Origin of the sequence: Ensifer sp. 4252, assembly GCF_050434565.1 — a bacterium.
GTDB lineage: Bacteria > Pseudomonadota > Alphaproteobacteria > Rhizobiales > Rhizobiaceae > Ensifer.
On record NZ_JBNDIU010000003.1, the window covers coordinates 93,820 to 110,132 of the forward strand.

The window sequence follows — 16,313 nt, forward strand, 5'->3', positions numbered from 1 at the left end:
TGCTGCAATCTCAAGAGGAGGCAGGCATGAAGGGTGGATGTCTTTGCGGGGCCATTCGGTATGAGACCAGGCGTAGGCCGTCCTATTCCGGTTTTTGCCATTGTCGCGATTGCCAGCGGGTCACCGGTACCGGTCATTGCTGCTACATGATCTTCGATCGTTCGGATGTGATTGCGACCGGGTCCTATCGCAGCTACCAGACCGTTGCCGCGAACGGCAACATTTCCATCCGCCATTTCTGTGACACCTGCGGCAGCCAGATTTTTGGAAGTGGCCTGTCGGATGATGATCGCCTGACGATCTATGCCGGCACGCTGGACGATCTTTCCGAGTTCACCCCGACGGATGCGATCTTCACGCGCAGTCGGCCTGAATGGGATCGGTCCGCAATGGCGCTTGCGGAATGTGAGGCATTGCCGGGCTAGAGACGCGACGCCGAGATTTGCCCTTCACCCTGGCCCTCTTCCCGCAGGCGGGGCGAGGGGACGCGGTCTTCATCCGCGGTTGCCAGTGGCTTCCGTTGCGGAAAATGCTGACTTGATGTGAATGGGTGGTTCTTGGGGATACGGATGGCCCGGCATCTCCCTTCGCCCCGCCAAGCGGAGAGAAGGAGCCGGCAGGCGGATGAGGGGCGACTTCTTCTTCGATGCTCGCTTCAGCTTCCGAGATGTTTCTCACCACGCTTCCTGGCGAGCGTGATCTGGCGTTGCCGTTGCCGGTAGCGCTCGCGATCCGCGTCTTTGCGGACTTCGTGGCAATGGATGCAGGACACGCCATCCTCGTGATGCGGGGAGGCGAGGTCGGCCGTGGTCAACGGCTGGCGGCAGGCGTGGCAGAGCGTGTGCTCGCCCTCCTCAAGCCCGTGCGTGACCGACACGCGGTCGTCGAAGACGAAGCAGGCGCCTTCCCAGAGGCTTTCTTCCTGCGGCACCTCTTCGAGATACTTCAGGATGCCGCCCTTGAGGTGGAAGACCTCGTCGAAGCCCTGTTCCTTCATGAACGCGGTTGCCTTTTCGCAGCGGATGCCGCCGGTGCAGTACATCGCAATCTTCGGCTTGTTGTGCAGGCCGGCATTGTTGCGCACCCAGTCCGGAAACTCTCGGAAGGTCTTGGTCTGCGGGTCGACGGCACCCTTGAAGATGCCGATCGCGGTCTCGTAGTCGTTGCGTGTGTCGATGACGATCGTTTCGGGATCGGAGATCAGCGCATTCCAATCCTTGGGATCGACATAGGTGCCGACGATCTTGTTGGGGTCGATGTTGTCGACGCCCATGGTGACGATTTCCTTCTTCAGTCGCGCCTTCATCCGCAGGAACGGCATCGAAGAGGCACGGCTTTCCTTGTGCTCCAGGCCCTTAAATTCCGGCTGGGCGCGCAGATAGGACAGCACCGCCGTGATGCCGGCGTCGGTGCCGGCGATCGTGCCGTTGATGCCCTCATGGGCAAGAAGCAGGGTTCCCTTGACGCCATTCTCGTCGCAAACCGCCTGCAACGGCTCGCGGAATTCGGCGAAACGCGGGAAGGCGACGAAATGGTAGAGCGCTGCGACCATGAACTGGCCATGCGTCTCAGGGCGCGGGGTCGTTGAAATGTCGGTCATGGGCCGTGCAAATACAGCTTTCGCGCCGCAAGTGCAATCCGGACCGCAATTGCAGGGGCCATCTGTCGCGGCTCGTGGCTAGCGGCTGGCCTCCAGCCAGAGCAGCCGAATGGTCCGGCTCTCGTCATCCGGCGCATCGAGAAACACGCTGGCTGCGCGGTCCAGCGCCTCCGAGCGCAGGCTTTCCTGCCGTGCGATGACGGCGGAGATCAGATGAGCCTGATCCTGGCTGTTGCCGGCAAGGGCCGGATCCTCGTTGACGAGCGAGGTCATGACGTCGAGGTCGTTGAGGTGGCCGAGAACATCGACCAGCGCCTTGGCATCCAGGCGTTTCGCCTGCATCGCCGAGGGCCATGCCTCACGCATCAGGGCAAGGTGCATGCGATAATCCTGCGCGCGCTTGCGCAGTTCGTGGAAGGCGGCGGCCTCGGTGCTCGCCTGGCAGGCCTCGAGGGCGCGGGCCCCGCGCTTCAGCGTGCGCCGCCAGCCCTTTGTCAGCCGGTCGGTCGTCTTGCGTCGACGGTCGTCGAAGGAGACATGGGCGAGCGCTGCCATGGCCTGTTCACAATTGACGATGGTGGCGGCGATCCTGTCCTCGATATCGGTTTGTTCGGAGGCGATCCGGTCGCGTCGCTCGACCAGTCGCGAGCAGACATGGTCGAGGGCCCTCTCTTCGTCGTCGCTGCGGGCGCCTTCATGAAGATAGCGGGCATTTTCGACGAGCGCGGCCGCGTCCCTGACAGCCGAGAGATTGCGCGCCATATCGCGAATGCGGGCATTCTCCTGTTTTTGAAACAGCGGCGCGTCGTAGGCGGTTAGCCTATAGAGCGCACGCAGGCGCTTGAAACACTTGCGGGCGTCGTGAATGGCCTCGTGCACGCCGTCCGGGCGCAGCCGGAGGACCTCGATCCCCTGCTCGAATTGTTCGGCGCCGACCTTCTTGAAATCGTCGGTGAAGGCCCTGCTTGGGCGGAAGGCGTAGCTCATGCCTGTTCTTCCACAAGTCCGTTCGTGGCGAGCGCCTGGTTGGAATAGCGCCGGTCGCCAGTGATCTCCGGCCCCAGCCAGTCGGGAAGTGCGGGCAGATCGGTCTCCCGCTTCATCTCGACCTCGGCGACGACGAGCCCCTCAAGTGCGCCTTCGTAGACGTCGACCTCCCAGGTAAAACCTCTGTGCGGCACGCGGTAGCGCCGTTTCTCGATGACGACGCCCACTGCCTGGGTGAGCATTTCCCTGGCGTCCTCCATCGACAGATCATATTCGTATTCATTGCGGACCAGAGCCGACTTGCCGATCTTGATCGTCAGCCGCGCCCATTTGTTGCCGTGGATCCGCACGCGCACGGACCGATCGTCCATGGTGACGACATAAGCCTGCCGGAGCTGGGTGCCCTTGTCGGCACGCTCCCGCCACCCGTCGGAGGCCACCAGGAACTTGCGCTCTATCTCCTTCGCCATGGGTATCCCGCATTTCGAGAGGGTCGATGGTCATCAAACTATCGTTTTACGGGCAAGGCTCAAGTATCTCTTTGTTGCCGAAGTTATTTTCTTCTTTGCTTATGTATGAATGGTGAAGGGGCTTAGCGTTCGGCCTCGACAAGCGGCGGCAGGCGGAGTATGCGGGACGCATATTCAATCGTTTTAAAAGGACGATCTGCATGAGTGCGAAAACCGACAAGCTTCTTTCCATCCTCAAACTGCAGCCGGTTGTCCCGGTTCTGGTGATCGACGATGTCGCGACCGCCGTGCCGTTGGCTCGGGCGCTCGTCGCCGGTGGACTGAAAGCGATCGAGATCACGTTGCGCACGCCCGCAGCACTTGAAGCGATCCGCGCCGTTGCCAATGAGGTCGAGGGTGCGGTTGCCGGTGCCGGCACCATCCTCAATGCCGCCCAGTTCGAGGCGGCGATCGAGGCCGGTTCGCAGTTCATCGTCAGCCCCGGCACGACACAGGAGCTGATCGACGTTGCCAACGACCACGACGCCCCGCTTTTGCCGGGTGCTGCGACCGCCAGCGAAGTCATGGGCCTGCGCGAAGAAGGCTACGACGTCATGAAGTTCTTCCCGGCGGAACAGGCCGGTGGCGCTGCCTACCTCAAGTCGCTGTCATCGCCGCTTGCCGGCACCTTCTTCTGCCCGACCGGCGGCATTTCGCTCTCGAATGCGCGCGACTACCTGTCGCTGCCGAACGTCATCTGCGTCGGCGGCTCATGGGTGGCGCCGAAGGAACTGGTGGCAAAGGGCGATTGGGCCGGCATCACCAAGCTCGCGGCGGAAGCCTTTGCGCTCAAGGGCTGAGGTTCGCTCCACCGCTTGAGAATACGAAGGCCGGGCGTCAGTCCGGCCTTTTTCGAGTGCCCGACCTTTTTCGTGCGCAACGCGAATTTGTATTTCCACTGCAACGTTCCTATGTCTCAATCGGTTTGATGGAGTGGGTGCAGGCGGCGCCCTGTTCCGCATGTTTTTAATCCGCCTGGAACCGACAGGAGCGAAACCCCATGTTCGACGCGAAGAAATTGCTGGACCAGTTTCTCGGATCGCAGGTGCCGGGAGCGGGTGGATCGGTGCGCGACCGTGCCGGCCAGGTAACGCAACTCGCCAAGGACAATCCGCTGGCAACAGGTGCAATCGCCGCCGTGCTGCTGGGCACCAAGTCGGGCCGCCAGCTGACCGGCAACGCGGCCGTGCTCGGGGGACTCGCAGCCATCGCCGGCCTCGGCTACCAGGCATACAAGAACTATCAGTCGGGCAACGCTCCGGTCACCGACCCCGCCGCCCAAAAGCAGCCGGAGCTGCTGCCGCCGCCGACCGATTCCGGCTTTACCGCTGAGCCCGAAAAGATCAGCCACGATTTCGCGCTTGTCCTCGTGCGTGCCATGATCGCGGCCTCGCGCGCCGACGGCCATATCGACGAGGTCGAGCGTCGCCACATCATGGACAAGCTTTCGGTGTCCGGCCTGTCGGCCGATGCGTCGGCGTTCCTTGAGGGCGAGCTTGCCAATCCCGTTGATATCGACGCCATCGTCGGTGCTGCGAAGACCGAGGAAGAGCGCGTTGAGGTCTACACCGCCTCGCGCCTCGCGATCGAGCCGGAAAGCCGCGCCGAGCGGGGCTATCTCGATCTGCTCGCAGGTCGCCTCGGCCTTCCCGATGCGCTCGTCGATCATATCGAGGCGACGGTGTCGTCGGCCAAGGTGCCTGCCTGATCACGTCGCTCATGGATTGATCACCAGTTTGAATTTGTGTCGGCCGCTTCTCTGCCCTATGCCGAAGACTATAGCGCCGCGCGTCTGACAAGACGCGCAAAGGTCGCTATAGCGCTTTGAATTGCTGTGGCAGGAGAGGTGGCCGATGCGTGATCTGAGCAACTGGAAGGGATGTCCGGCACCGAAGCCGGTGGCGATCGAAGGTCGCTACGTCAGGCTCGAACCCTATGACCGGACGACACATCGCCAGGATCTGTGGGACGGGCTCGGCGGCATGGGCATCAACCCGCTTCTCAAATATTTCGCGCAGGCCGATTTCGGCGGCATCGACGATTTCGACGCCTGGCTGACCACGGCCCAGGAGAAATCCGGCTGGGTGACCGAAGTGTTTCGCGACAAGGCGAGCGGCAAGGTCGTCGGCATGGCCAACTATATGCGCGCCGATCCGGCCAACGGCGTGGTCGAAGTGGGGTCCGTTGCGCATGGCGCGGCGATGGCCCGCTCGCCGCTGTCGACCGAGGCGCATTACCTCATGGCCAAGCACGTGTTCGAGGATCTCGGCTATCGCCGATACGAGTGGAAATGCAGCAGCGAGAACCAGGCAAGCCAGACGACCGCGGCGCGTCTCGGTTTCAGTTTCGAAGGCATTTTCCGCCAGCATATGATATCCAAGGGCGGCAATCGCGATACGGCCTGGTTCTCGATGATCGACAGCGAATGGCCGCTGCTCAATGCCGCATTCGAAAACTGGCTGTCGCCTGATAATTTCGATGCCGACGGTCGCCAGAAGCGGCGGCTGGAAGATATTCGCGCGGACCTCGCGCCAAAGGAGTGAGCGTGAACGCGCCCGAGAAGACCAGAGAAAACCAAGCACCTAAGGAAAAGTCGCCGGCAATCGCCGCGGCCGTCATCCTGGCCGTCGTCGGCGTCGGCTTCTTCGTGCTGCCGTCGATCATGCTGAGGCTTGGCGATATTTCGGTGTGGCTCGCCGGCGCCTTCGGCGTCGTCTTCGTTCTCTGCTTCTTCCTGATTTTTTGGCTGCGCGCGCGCCATCAGCGCAAGCGGGGCCTTTGATCCGACGCGCGACGCTGGAAGAGCGTCAGCTCTGCAGCGCAGCACCCAGCAGGATCAATCCGAGGACAAGCACGAGCAGGGCGCCTGCAATCTCGATACCGTTCGAGATGCGGGTGGCCGATTGGGCGCTTGAAGCGTAGCGCACGGCAAAACCCTTTGCCGTGACGGCCAGCGTGGCCAGGATCGAAACCGTGATCGCCGTGCCGATCGACATGGCGAATACCGACAGGATGCCGCCGAGATAGAGGCCGTTGAGTAGGGCGAAGGACAGCACGATCAGAGCGCCCGAGCAGGGCCGCAGGCCGACCGCGACGATCGCCGACCAGGCCTCGCTGACGGCGAAGCGATCGCCTTTCAGCATCGACGGATCCGGCGCATGCGCATGGCCGCAGGTCGAGCAGACTTCGCCGGCGCCGTGGCCATGGCCATGGTCGTGATGATGATGCGCGTGGTCGTGGCGGTGATGGCCATGGTCGTGATGGTCATGCTCGAGATGAACATGTCCGCCGCCGGCCGCTGCCATCAGAGCCGCCGGGCGCATCATCGAGCGCAGCTTACGGAACAGAAGCCAGCCGCCGAAGGCGGCGATCAGTGCGTAGCTGGCAATTTCCAGCGAGCGCGTCGCGTCGGTCATGCTGATCGAGGAGCCGCGCAAAAGCAGATAGACCGCGCCGACCAGCAGGATGGCGACGACGCCCTGCAGGATCGACGACATGAAGGAGAGCAGCACGCCGCGCTTCAGCTCGGTCTCGTTGGCGATCATGTAGGAGGAGATGACCGCCTTGCCGTGGCCGGGGCCGGCGGCATGGAAGACGCCATAGGTGAAGGAAAGGCCGATCAGCGACCAGAGCTGCCACGGATTTTCGCGCATGCCCTTCAGCGCGCCTGTCAGCGTTCGATAGAAGCCTTGCTGCTCGGCGTTTACCCAAGCGAAGAAGCCGCCGAGAAAACCAGTGGTCTGAAAGGATGGTTCTGCCGTGCCGATGCCAAGCGGCGATTGCGCCGCGGCAAGGCCGGCCGTCAGCGCGGTCAACACAAGCGTGGCGGCAATCAGGCCGCCGATCCTGCGGGTGTTCAGCATGTGATCTCTATCCTGGTTGCAAAGAGCTTCGACATGTCGGTGCCGGTCGGGTCGCTCCAGAAGGCATCGGTCAGCGTGTCCTTGTTCTCGGCAAGGACTTCGTCAGGATCAGGGCGGACGACCTTGTGTTCGCAGGCGGTGATCTTGTCGCCGACCACGGTCAGGTCGTCGTCGGTCGGGAAGTCCATGGCCGTGTACATGGTCGGGTCGTAAACTCCGAAGGAAAGCTTGCCCTTGAGCGGCATCGGCTCGGCCGGCTTGACCGCGAAGATCATCAGCAACTGGCCGTCCTTGTAGTCGACGGTGATATGCTCGGGCTTGTTGACCTTGATGGATTTGCCGTTTTCCAGAGCCGTCGTGTAGTAATTGTACTCCGACAGCGATTCCAGCACTGTCTGGCCGACTTCAGCCAGTTCGTCCGGGTCGAGCGTGGCGTTCGAGTTCTTGTCGAAGTCGAGAACGACACTTGCGGAAAACAGCTCGTCGAAACGCCAGACATTTCTCAGTTCGCTCACTTCGCCCTTGTCGTCGGAGGCCACTTCCAGGCGGGCCTCGGCGAAGATGTGCGGGTGGGCAAAGACCAAGGTCGGCGCAAGCAGGGTGACAAGGCCGGCCATGACGAGGCGCTTAATTCTCATGAAACGGCAATCCTTTCAGTCAGGGCGTGACAGCACCTTCGAATCGTTCCCGCAATGTACCGGAAATGGGACGGATTTGGGACCTTGCCGCGTCAACGCGGCTTGCGGAACCAGGCGTGCAGGTAATCGACAAGGGTGCGCACCTTGGCGGGCAGGTAGCGGCGGTGCGGATATATCGCATAGATGCCGCGGTCCCTGGGCAGGAAGTCGTCGAAGAGCGTGACGAGTTCGCCGGTGGCGACCTTGGGGCGGGCGATGAAATCGGGAACAAGCGCCACGCCGATGCCGGAGACGGCGGCGCGCACGGAGGCAAGCGGGCTGTTGACCTCGATCGGACCGCTCACGGGAACGGTGAAGGAGGAACCGTCGGGCTCGATGAAGCGCCAGTTGGAATAGGACCGGCCATTGGTGTCGAGAATGCAGGGGATCTTCGAAAGGTCGGTCGGATGCGCGATCGGCCCGACCTTCTCCAGAAAGTCCGGAGCGGCGCAGATCAGGACCTGGAAGTCGTCGAGCTTGCGGGCGATCAAGGTCGAATCCTCAAGCCGGGTGATGCGGATTGCGACATCGAAGCCTTCTTCGACGAGGTCGACGAAGCGGTCGTCCGAGACGATCTCCAGCGACAGTTCCGGATGCTGCTTGCCGAAATCCACCAGCGACTGGCCGATCTCGGCGTCGACGAAGGTGCGGGGCGCGGTAATCCGCAGGCGGCCCTTGAGGTCTGAATTGTTGGCGCGCACGAGGTCGGCGAGATTGTCGATCTCCTTGAGGATTTCCGACGCGGTGCGGTAATAGGTATGGCCAGCTTCCGTCAGCGAGAATTGCCTTGTGGTGCGGTTGAGCAGAAGCGCGCCGAGCTCGTCCTCGAGCTCGCGCACATATTTCGACAGCAGCGCCTTCGACCTGCCGACGCGGCGGGCCGCGGCCGAAAACCCTTCGGCGTCCACGACATCGATGAAGGCGCGGATGCGGGTGAGCGTGTCCATGGCCGGTCTTTCCTTCGTCTTTCCTGATCGCCGCGCTGTTGATTCGCCGCGAATGCTTCTTTCACGTTTGCCTGTTCGGCGGCTGTCTTTACGGCCGGTTTGGCCCGCTGTCCGGATTTTGACGACCGGATAGGTGAGGTCTCAAAATAAATCCAGTTCTTTCAATCGCTTGCGGCGATCGCCACGTAGAGGTTGATTGTTCAGTAAACGTGAACACTGCCAGTGTTGCCGGTCTCGAAAAAAATTCAACCACGGCAGCGAAAAAACTCTTGATTACGACAAGGTTTTTTCTTACCTACGCCCTTGCCCAAAGTCGCACGTGCCTGTGGGTGTCCGCCGACCCTCGATTAGGTGAGGGTATCGGTAAGGTACCTGGAACTAACCCCTCCAGTCGCTATTCCGGCCAACCGGGAAATGCGAGGACATCTTGAAGCAACGACGGTGCGGGCCTTTCTGGTGTCTGCCGGCTCTCCAACAGCCGGGGTTACTGAAGAGGCACACCTTCATTGCCGGAAGTGCGGTTGGGTTATCCCCTCCAATCCATGGCAGACAAAGCCGAATTGAAGCCTAGGCGGGCTTTGATTCACCGTTCGCGCATCGAGCGCATGCTTGGTTCCGGGGTCTCCACCGGCTGGTTCCAGAGCATTCGCGCGTATGCCCTTTGTCCTCCGCGAAAGCGGAGCATTTTGGATCAGGGGAATAAGGCCATGACCACGGCACGCATCATCGACTTCATCAACACCCGACGACCCGAAGGCCCGTGCCTCGTTGTCGACCTGGACGTCGTGCGCAACAATTTCAAGGCCTTCCGCCACGCGCTGCCCGACAGCTCGATCTATTATGCCGTCAAGGCAAACCCGGCGCCGGAAATCCTGCGCCTGCTCGCTGGCATGGGCTCCTCCTTCGATTGCGCGTCCGTCGCCGAAATCGAAATGGCGCTCGACGCCGGTGCGACCGCGCACCGCGTTTCCTACGGCAACACCATCAAGAAGGAGCGCGACATTGCTCGCGCTCACGCTCTCGGTGTGTCGCTCTTTGCCGTCGACAGCCATGAGGAAGTCGAGAAGGTTGCACGTGCCGCCCCTGGCGCCCGCGTGTTCTGCCGCGTGCTCACCGATGGCGAAGGGGCCGAATGGCCGCTGTCGCGCAAGTTCGGCTGCGTCCCGCAGATGGCTGTCGATGTGCTCGTCTACGCCCATCAGCATGGCCTTGTTTCCTACGGCGTCTCGTTCCATGTCGGTTCGCAGATGACGAAGCTCGATGCCTGGGATTCGGCCCTTGCCGATGCCAAGCGCGTCTTCGTGCAGCTGGCCAAGCAGGGCATCGAGCTCAAGATGGTCAACATGGGCGGTGGCTTCCCGACGAAGTACCTGAAGGACGTGCCGACGGCTGAAGCCTACGGCCAGGCAATCTTCGGCGCGCTGAAGAAGCACTTCGGCAACCACATCCCGGAAACGATCATCGAGCCGGGCCGCGGCATGGTCGGCAATGCCGGTGTGATCAAGGCGGAAGTCGTTCTCGTGTCGAAGAAGTCGGACAATGACAGCCACCGCTGGGTGTTCCTCGACATCGGCAAGTTCGGCGGTCTCGCCGAAACCATGGACGAGGCGATCCGCTACCCGATCCGCACGGCCCGTGACGGTGACGAAATGGAGCCTTGCGTGCTTGCCGGCCCGACCTGCGATTCGGCCGACGTGCTGTACGAGAAGAACATGTATCCGCTGCCGATCACGCTCTCGATCGGCGACGAGGTTCTGATCGAAGGCACCGGCGCCTACACGACGACCTACTCGGCCGTCGCCTTCAACGGCTTCGACCCGTTGAAGTCCTACGTGATCTGATCCGGCTTGCTCCCGTTCTCGGACGGGAGCGCCATTTCACAATTTTCCTAGATGCCGCCTGAAGCGGTTTTGATGACGGGAGGCCCAGATGGCCGCTGTTGTTGATGCCCTGCGCGCGTTTTTCGCGCCGTCCACATTCGTTATCGACAATGAAAACCCGGGTGACGTCGTTGCCCGCGAAAACCTGCTCGACCGGGCGATGGGGCCGGAGCGGCGCCGCAAGTCGTCGGAAAAGCTGCGCAACGGGCGCGTGCCGGCCGAGGGCCTCGCCTTCGTTGCCCGCGATCTCGATGGCCATGTCATCGGCAGCGTTCGCCTGTGGAACGTCGAGGCCGGCGTCAACCGCGAAGGTCACACCATTCCTGCGCTGCTGCTCGGTCCGCTGGCGGTCGATCCTGCCCATGAGGGCAAGGGTATCGGCGGCATGCTGATGCGTGCGGCGATCGAAGAGGCTAAGAATCGCGGCCACGGCGCGATCCTGCTGGTCGGCGACGCCGCCTATTACGAGCGCTTCGGCTTCTTCGCCGCGGGCACGCAGCATCTGGTCATGCCCGGTCCGTTCGAGCGCAACCGCTTCCTGGCGCTTGAGCTTCGGGACGCCTGGCTCGAAGGCGCTGCCGGCCTGATCGTCGCCAATGGTCGCAAGCTGGCGCTGCCGCCGGTCAAGCGCGCCGCCTGATCTGTTTCCGCCTCCAACCCTGCGGGGGCGGATTTTTCGCTGCACTCCCACCTCTCTCATGCGAGAGGTGGGAGTGCACGTCATAGGAACAGGAGATCACGCTTCGGCGGCAGACGGCTTCGCATCGTAGCAAACGAAGGCGAGCTTGTTGCCATCGGGGTCGCGCACATAGGCGGCGTAGAAGCCTTCTCCATATTGCGGGCGAAAGCCCGGCTCACCCTCGACGCTGCCGCCCTGTTCCATCGCTGTCGCAAACAGCCGGTCGATGACTTCAGCGCTGGGCACGAGGAACGCGGTCATGGCCCCATTGCCGACGCCGGCGGGATTTCCGTCGAAGGGATAGCCGGTGAAGAAACGCGGGGAGCGATCGTCATCCTTGCGTCCCCAGGACGCCACCTGCTCGTCGCACCAGCAGCGTTCCTGGCCCAACAGCGCCATCAGCGGATCGTAGAACCGTTCGGCGCGCTTGAGATCGGTCGTCCCGACCATCGTGTATCCGATCATGTCTTCTCCCTTGTCTTGGCTGACATCGTTCAAATCTGACCAAGGAAGGACCGGCCGCGCGGCGACAGCCGATAGCCGACCGTCAGGCTTTCCGTCAGTCCCAGTTCCTTCAGCTTGCGGATGCGTGCCTTGAGCTTGAATTTATCCATGCCGACCCGTTCGGCGATCTCGGCGGCGGTGATGCCGTCGCGCGAAGCGATCAGGCGGAGTGTCGGCTCTGCCCAGATCTGGCCGGCAGTTTCGTCGAACCGGGCGAGGCGGGCAGCGATCGCGGCCCGGTCGGCTTTCCCAAGCGCCGCATCATCGCGCAAGGCCAGGCGCGGATCGTCGCCTGAGCGGTGGAAGGTGATGCGGTAAAGTGTGCCCTCGGAGCGGCCGTCGAGCTCGGCAAACAGCGCCTCGCGCGTCGGGAACCCGGCGCGACGGGCGTCCTCAGCGCTGATGTCTTCGTCATCGGTGGTCTCGATGGCGTCGATCGACAATATGCCGGCCGCCGTGCGCAGGCTGCCGCCGGCCTTGACGGTCGGCTTCGTCCAGCGCCGGAAGGCCAGTGTCACGCCTCCTTTGGCGATCTGATCGAGGATGGCCTTACGGAACAGCATGTCAGTTGGTGGCGCGGCGATAGAAAGCCAGAGAACCGGCAAGGGCAAGCAGAGCGCCACCGCAGATGCGCTCGATCCACACGGCCCCGGAATGCTTGAGAAAACGGGCCGCCTGAGAGCCGAGCAGGGCGTAGCCGAGCATGACGGCAAAATCGACCGTGGCGAAGACGGCGGCAAGCGCTGCATATTGCGGCGGCTGCGGTAGGCCAAGGTCAATGAATTGCGGCAGGAAGGCCGAGAAGAAGAGATAGCCCTTCGGGTTGGTGACGGCGACCAGAAAGCTCTTCAGAAAAATCGCTGATGTCGTGACGTCGGCAGCGTCCTTGTCGATGGAGACATCGAGCGTTCCCTTCGACCGCAACAGTGTGATGCCGAGAAAGGCGAGATAGGCAGCACCCAGCCATTTGACGACGGTGAACCAGAATTCCGAGGCGGCGAGCAGGGCGCCGAGGCCAAGCGCCACCGCGCCGATCAGCACGAAATCCGAGAGCACGGCGCCGGCCATGCCGGCAAGCGCGCGCCTGATGCCATAGCGCGAACCGTTGGTCAGCGCCAAAAGCACGGTCGGGCCGGGCGTGGCGATGCCGATGAAAGCGACTAAGGCGAATGCGAGGATGGTGGTTCCGCCCATGATACCCTCCAGTGTAACGCGGCAGGGGAAGTCGTCCCACACCTCAAGCTCCTGCGCAACAGGAGCCAGGGGCCGCATTTGACAGCTTCGGGTGCTTCCCCTATGGAGAGGGCAGGGCGAGGGCCCCTGCCGTCCGCGAGCGTCATGCTTTGGTGAAGCCCTTATTTTCAGACACGGTCAGCCGAAACGGCATGCGAACCGGTGGCAATGCGGGCTCCCATCTCTGACAATGCATGCCGCAGCAGGAGACCCTGTCATGATGCGCGGATCAAACACGCTACCGTCGCTCGATGCCCTCAAGGACCAGGCCAAACGCCTGCGCTCACGGCTATCCTCCGAAGGCGAGGATATCAGCCACTCCCGTTCTCTCGAACTGATTGCGGCCCAGTACGGCTACCGTGATTGGAATACGCTTCACGCTGCCGCCGGCAATCGGCCGCCGTTCAATCCCTGGATGCTCGGTTCGCGAGTGAAGGGCCTTTATCTTGGCCAGCCCTTCGAAGGCGAGATCCTTTCGGTGCAGGCGCTGACGGCACAGCCCGGGCGCTACCGGTTGACGATGAAGTTCGACGAACCGGTTGATGTCGTGACCTTCGAGAGCTTCTCCGCGTTTCGCCAGCGGGTGACCGCGACCGTCGACGAGACCGGGCGCACGATCGAGAAGACGTCCAACGGCCGTCCACAGCTGGAACTGGAATGGTGAGCCGCTCTTGCTGCCGCCGCCGTGCGATCATCACGGTTGCGACTTGCCAGCTATTGGCTCCTCAGCAGACATCCCCGAAGCCAAGCGCTTCGGGGACTTAATCACCTTTCGCCCGACGATACTCCCGCGCGGCATCAACCCCGCTCATCGCACCAACCCGTTCATCGCATCCGTCTGTTTCTTCACTAGTTGCGAATGAGTTGCATTTGCATTATCAATGTAGTTGCGAACGGTTCGCAATAAGGTGAACCGGTCAAATCGGGCTTTGTGGCATCGCCTCTGCAATCCGGAGCGGACACGTGGCGCTGTATCGGGCGAGGGGCGATATCTATGGAGAGTTCGGCGAGGCAAGACCTGCTAAGGCGGCGCAGCCTGCTGATGGGCGGGCTGGCGGCGGCCGGGGGCACCGCGATCTGCGCCGGCGCCGCACTTGCGCAGCAGGCGACACATGGCGGCCACCAGATGATGGCGCCCGGTTTGGGCGATATGGCGGCAATGGGCCATGGCGCCATGATGACGGTCGGTGACGTCGACAGCACCGTCAACGGCTTCGATCCGACCGACATGCTGACCGATTGGGACACGGGCACCGTCTCGGTGCTGCCGGATGGACGAACGCTCAGGACCTTCGAGATGACCGCGCAGGATCGCGACATCGAAATTGCGCCGGGCATCACCTTTCCGGCCTGGACCTATAATGGCCGCGTGCCGGGGCCAGCACTTCGGGCCAAGGAGGGGGAGCGCCTGCGCATCGTCTTTCGCAACTACGCCTCGCACCCGCATTCGATCCACTTTCACGGCATTCACGCGGCGCGGATGGATGGCGTGCCGGGCGCCGGCATGGTCGATCCCGGCGATGAGTTCGTCTATGAATTCGACGCCAAGCCCTTCGGCTGCCATCTCTACCATTGTCATGCCATGCCGTTGCGCCGCCACATCCACAAGGGCATGTACGGCGCCTTCGTCATTGACCCGGACCCGGAGCGCCATCCGGATCAGATCGACGTCGCCCGCTCGCGCCTCATCGGCACGCCGGAGAATGCCGGCTGGCAGGAACTGGTGATGGTGATGAACGCCTTCGACACCAATTTCGATGCCGAGAACGAATTCTACGCGGTCAACACTGTCGCGCATGCCTTCATGAAGCGGCCGATCCGCATCGTGAAGAGCAAGCCGGTTCGCATCTACCTCATCAATGTCATCGAGTTCGATCCGATCAACTCGTTCCACCTGCACGCCAATTTCTTCGACTACTTCGATCAGGGGACGACTTTGACGCCGACGCTGAAAACCGTCGACCTCATCACCCAGTGCCAGGCGCAGCGCGGCATTCTGGAGTTCACCTTCGCCGAGCACGAACCCGGCCTCTACATGTTCCATCCGCACCAGACCGAGTTTACCGAACTGGGTTGGGTCGGCATGTTCGATGTCGTGGAGGCGCTGGCATGAACGAAACTCTGCCGAGAGCCGCTATCCGCGCGGCAAAAACCAATCTGGTTTGGCTGGCCCTGCCGTTGCTCGCCCTTGCCGTCGCCGTCGCGTGGATCCTGTCGACCGATCCGCTATCCGGCTTTCGCAACGGTGCGCCGCCGGTCGAAAACCTGACCTTCGAACGAACCGTGCTCGACGACAGCGGCCTTCGCCTGCTGGTTCGCGCCGGTGGTTCGGAACCGATGACGGTGGCGCAGGTTCAGGTGGATGACGCCTACTGGCAATTCACCCAGGATCCGCCGGGTCCGATTGCGCGAGGCAAAGCGGCATGGCTGAACCTGCCTTTCCCATGGATGCTGGGCGAGGCGCATGCGCTGAAAGTGGTGACCAACACCGGCGCCACCTTCGCGCATGACATTGCCGTTGCCGTGCCGACGCCGCAGGCGACGACAGGTCAGTTGCGGCTGCAGGCGCTGGTTGGCATCATCGTCGGCATCGTGCCGGTCGCCGTCGGCCTGATGTTCTACCCGCTGCTGCGTGGCGTCGGCCGGGCGGGCATGGCGTTTCTATTGTCGCTGACGATCGGCCTGCTCGCCTTCCTGCTGGTCGATGCAAGTGCGGAAGCCCTGGAGCTGGCGTCGCAGGCCGCGGCAATTTTCCAGGGGCCGGTCATGGTGGTGCTTGCGGGGCTTGGCAGCTTCCTCTTGCTGATGGCGATCGGCCGGCGCGGCGGCGTGCCGACCGGACTGGCGCTTGCCACCTATATCGCGCTCGGCATCGGGCTGCACAATCTCGGCGAGGGGCTGGCGATCGGCGCCGCCTTTGCGGCCGGATCGGCCGGGCTCGGTATCTTCCTGGTGCTCGGCTTCGCCCTGCACAATGTGACCGAAGGCATCGGCATCGCCGCGCCGATCCTAAAACAGCGGCCCTCACTCTGGGCCTTCATCGGCTTGACGCTGCTCGCCGGTGGGCCGGCGGTCATCGGCATGTGGCTCGGCAGCCTGGCGACGTCGGCGCAATGGTCGGCGCTGGCGCTGGCGATCGGCGCGGGCGCGATCCTGCAGGTCCTCGTCGAGGTCGGCGCCTATCTGATGCGCCAGAGCGGAAAGCGGATCGAAGTCTTCCTGACGCCGCCCGTGATGAGCGGGCTCGCGGCCGGCGTTGCCTTCATGTACGTGACGGCGGCGCTGGTGAAGATCTGATTGCTTTGGGAGGATAGCGGAGGCGCAGCCTCGGGTTGAGCATTGGATGCTGGGCGAAGCTTGCCCCTCATCCGGCTGCCGCCACCTTCTCCCCGTCGGGACGGGGAGAAGGGACTTGTGGCGCTGTTTCGCCCGGC

The 16,313-nt window shown here is 62.7% G+C and carries 19 protein-coding genes; 10 read left to right on the forward strand and 9 right to left on the reverse strand.

What is annotated here, in order from left to right:
- Window positions 1-26: 26 nt before the first annotated feature.
- Complete coding sequence (locus ABIE33_RS09485; RefSeq protein WP_429124213.1) at window positions 27-425, forward strand: GFA family protein; 399 nt, start codon at window positions 27-29, stop codon at window positions 423-425.
- A gap of 230 nt (window positions 426-655) precedes the next feature.
- On the opposite strand, the gene ABIE33_RS09490 is transcribed toward ABIE33_RS09485, so the two are convergent.
- The 3 genes from ABIE33_RS09490 to ABIE33_RS09500 form a co-directional block, all read right to left on the reverse strand.
- On the reverse strand, window positions 656-1,600 hold the full coding sequence (locus tag ABIE33_RS09490) for a rhodanese-related sulfurtransferase (protein WP_429124215.1): 945 nt from the start codon (window positions 1,598-1,600) through the stop codon (window positions 656-658).
- 78 nt (window positions 1,601-1,678) lie between these two features.
- On the reverse strand, window positions 1,679-2,587 hold the full coding sequence (locus tag ABIE33_RS09495; protein ID WP_429124217.1) for a CHAD domain-containing protein: 909 nt from the start codon (window positions 2,585-2,587) through the stop codon (window positions 1,679-1,681).
- Window positions 2,584-3,057: a CYTH domain-containing protein gene (locus ABIE33_RS09500; protein WP_429124219.1), complete on the reverse strand. Its 474-nt coding sequence runs from the start codon at window positions 3,055-3,057 to the stop codon at window positions 2,584-2,586. The genes ABIE33_RS09495 and ABIE33_RS09500 overlap by 4 nt, the downstream gene beginning before the upstream one ends.
- Window positions 3,058-3,257: 200 nt before the next feature.
- On the opposite strand from ABIE33_RS09500, the gene ABIE33_RS09505 reads away from it, so the two are divergent.
- The 4 genes from ABIE33_RS09505 to ABIE33_RS09520 all read left to right on the forward strand — a co-directional run bounded on the left by ABIE33_RS09505 (window position 3,258) and on the right by ABIE33_RS09520 (window position 5,878).
- Window positions 3,258-3,896: a 2-dehydro-3-deoxy-phosphogluconate aldolase gene (locus ABIE33_RS09505; RefSeq protein ID WP_429124221.1), complete on the forward strand. Its 639-nt coding sequence runs from the start codon at window positions 3,258-3,260 to the stop codon at window positions 3,894-3,896.
- Between the two features lie 200 nt (window positions 3,897-4,096).
- Window positions 4,097-4,804 (forward strand): tellurite resistance TerB family protein, encoded by a 708-nt coding sequence (locus ABIE33_RS09510; RefSeq protein ID WP_429124223.1) that lies wholly within the window; start codon window positions 4,097-4,099, stop codon window positions 4,802-4,804.
- 145 nt (window positions 4,805-4,949) lie between these two features.
- Window positions 4,950-5,639, forward strand: a complete 690-nt coding sequence (locus ABIE33_RS09515; protein WP_429124224.1) for a GNAT family N-acetyltransferase — start codon at window positions 4,950-4,952, stop codon at window positions 5,637-5,639.
- A gap of 2 nt (window positions 5,640-5,641) precedes the next feature.
- Window positions 5,642-5,878: a hypothetical protein gene (locus ABIE33_RS09520; RefSeq protein WP_429124226.1), complete on the forward strand. Its 237-nt coding sequence runs from the start codon at window positions 5,642-5,644 to the stop codon at window positions 5,876-5,878.
- Window positions 5,879-5,903: 25 nt separating this feature from the next.
- On the opposite strand, the gene ABIE33_RS09525 is transcribed toward ABIE33_RS09520, so the two are convergent.
- The 3 genes from ABIE33_RS09525 to ABIE33_RS09535 form a co-directional block, all read right to left on the reverse strand.
- Window positions 5,904-6,959: a nickel/cobalt transporter gene (locus ABIE33_RS09525; RefSeq protein WP_429124228.1), complete on the reverse strand. Its 1,056-nt coding sequence runs from the start codon at window positions 6,957-6,959 to the stop codon at window positions 5,904-5,906.
- On the reverse strand, window positions 6,953-7,597 hold the full coding sequence (locus tag ABIE33_RS09530) for a DUF1007 family protein (protein WP_429124230.1): 645 nt from the start codon (window positions 7,595-7,597) through the stop codon (window positions 6,953-6,955). Before ABIE33_RS09530 ends, ABIE33_RS09525 begins: the two co-directional genes overlap by 7 nt.
- 92 nt (window positions 7,598-7,689) lie before the next feature.
- Window positions 7,690-8,583, reverse strand: coding sequence for a LysR family transcriptional regulator (locus tag ABIE33_RS09535; protein WP_429124232.1), 894 nt, complete (start codon window positions 8,581-8,583; stop codon window positions 7,690-7,692).
- A gap of 707 nt (window positions 8,584-9,290) precedes the next feature.
- Between ABIE33_RS09535 and odc2 the strand changes: the two genes are divergently transcribed.
- A complete protein-coding gene (gene odc2, locus ABIE33_RS09540) occupies window positions 9,291-10,424 on the forward strand; it encodes an ornithine/lysine decarboxylase (protein ID WP_429124234.1) in 1,134 nt (377 codons plus the stop codon).
- Window positions 10,425-10,512: 88 nt separating this feature from the next.
- Window positions 10,513-11,103, forward strand: coding sequence for a GNAT family N-acetyltransferase (locus ABIE33_RS09545; RefSeq protein ID WP_429124236.1), 591 nt, complete (start codon window positions 10,513-10,515; stop codon window positions 11,101-11,103).
- 96 nt (window positions 11,104-11,199) lie between these two features.
- On the opposite strand, the gene ABIE33_RS09550 is transcribed toward ABIE33_RS09545, so the two are convergent.
- From ABIE33_RS09550 to ABIE33_RS09560, 3 genes are read right to left on the reverse strand one after another with little or no spacing between them, the layout of a single operon-like run.
- Window positions 11,200-11,607 carry a VOC family protein gene (locus ABIE33_RS09550; RefSeq protein ID WP_429124238.1) on the reverse strand — a complete coding sequence of 136 codons (408 nt, stop codon included), beginning with the start codon at window positions 11,605-11,607 and terminating at the stop codon, window positions 11,200-11,202.
- Between the two features lie 29 nt (window positions 11,608-11,636).
- Window positions 11,637-12,209: a winged helix-turn-helix transcriptional regulator gene (locus ABIE33_RS09555; protein WP_429124240.1), complete on the reverse strand. Its 573-nt coding sequence runs from the start codon at window positions 12,207-12,209 to the stop codon at window positions 11,637-11,639.
- Between the two features lies 1 nt (window position 12,210).
- Entirely contained in the window at window positions 12,211-12,840 is a 630-nt protein-coding gene (locus ABIE33_RS09560) for a LysE family translocator (protein WP_429124241.1), read from the reverse strand.
- A 259-nt stretch (window positions 12,841-13,099) separates the two neighbouring features.
- On the opposite strand from ABIE33_RS09560, the gene ABIE33_RS09565 reads away from it, so the two are divergent.
- The 3 genes from ABIE33_RS09565 to ABIE33_RS09575 all read left to right on the forward strand — a co-directional run bounded on the left by ABIE33_RS09565 (window position 13,100) and on the right by ABIE33_RS09575 (window position 16,176).
- Window positions 13,100-13,543: a glyoxalase superfamily protein gene (locus ABIE33_RS09565; RefSeq protein ID WP_429124707.1), complete on the forward strand. Its 444-nt coding sequence runs from the start codon at window positions 13,100-13,102 to the stop codon at window positions 13,541-13,543.
- A 330-nt stretch (window positions 13,544-13,873) separates the two neighbouring features.
- Window positions 13,874-14,992, forward strand: coding sequence for a multicopper oxidase domain-containing protein (locus ABIE33_RS09570; protein WP_429124243.1), 1,119 nt, complete (start codon window positions 13,874-13,876; stop codon window positions 14,990-14,992).
- Window positions 14,989-16,176 (forward strand): ZIP family metal transporter, encoded by a 1,188-nt coding sequence (locus ABIE33_RS09575; protein WP_429124245.1) that lies wholly within the window; start codon window positions 14,989-14,991, stop codon window positions 16,174-16,176. The genes ABIE33_RS09570 and ABIE33_RS09575 overlap by 4 nt, the downstream gene beginning before the upstream one ends.
- Window positions 16,177-16,313: the final 137 nt, after the last annotated feature.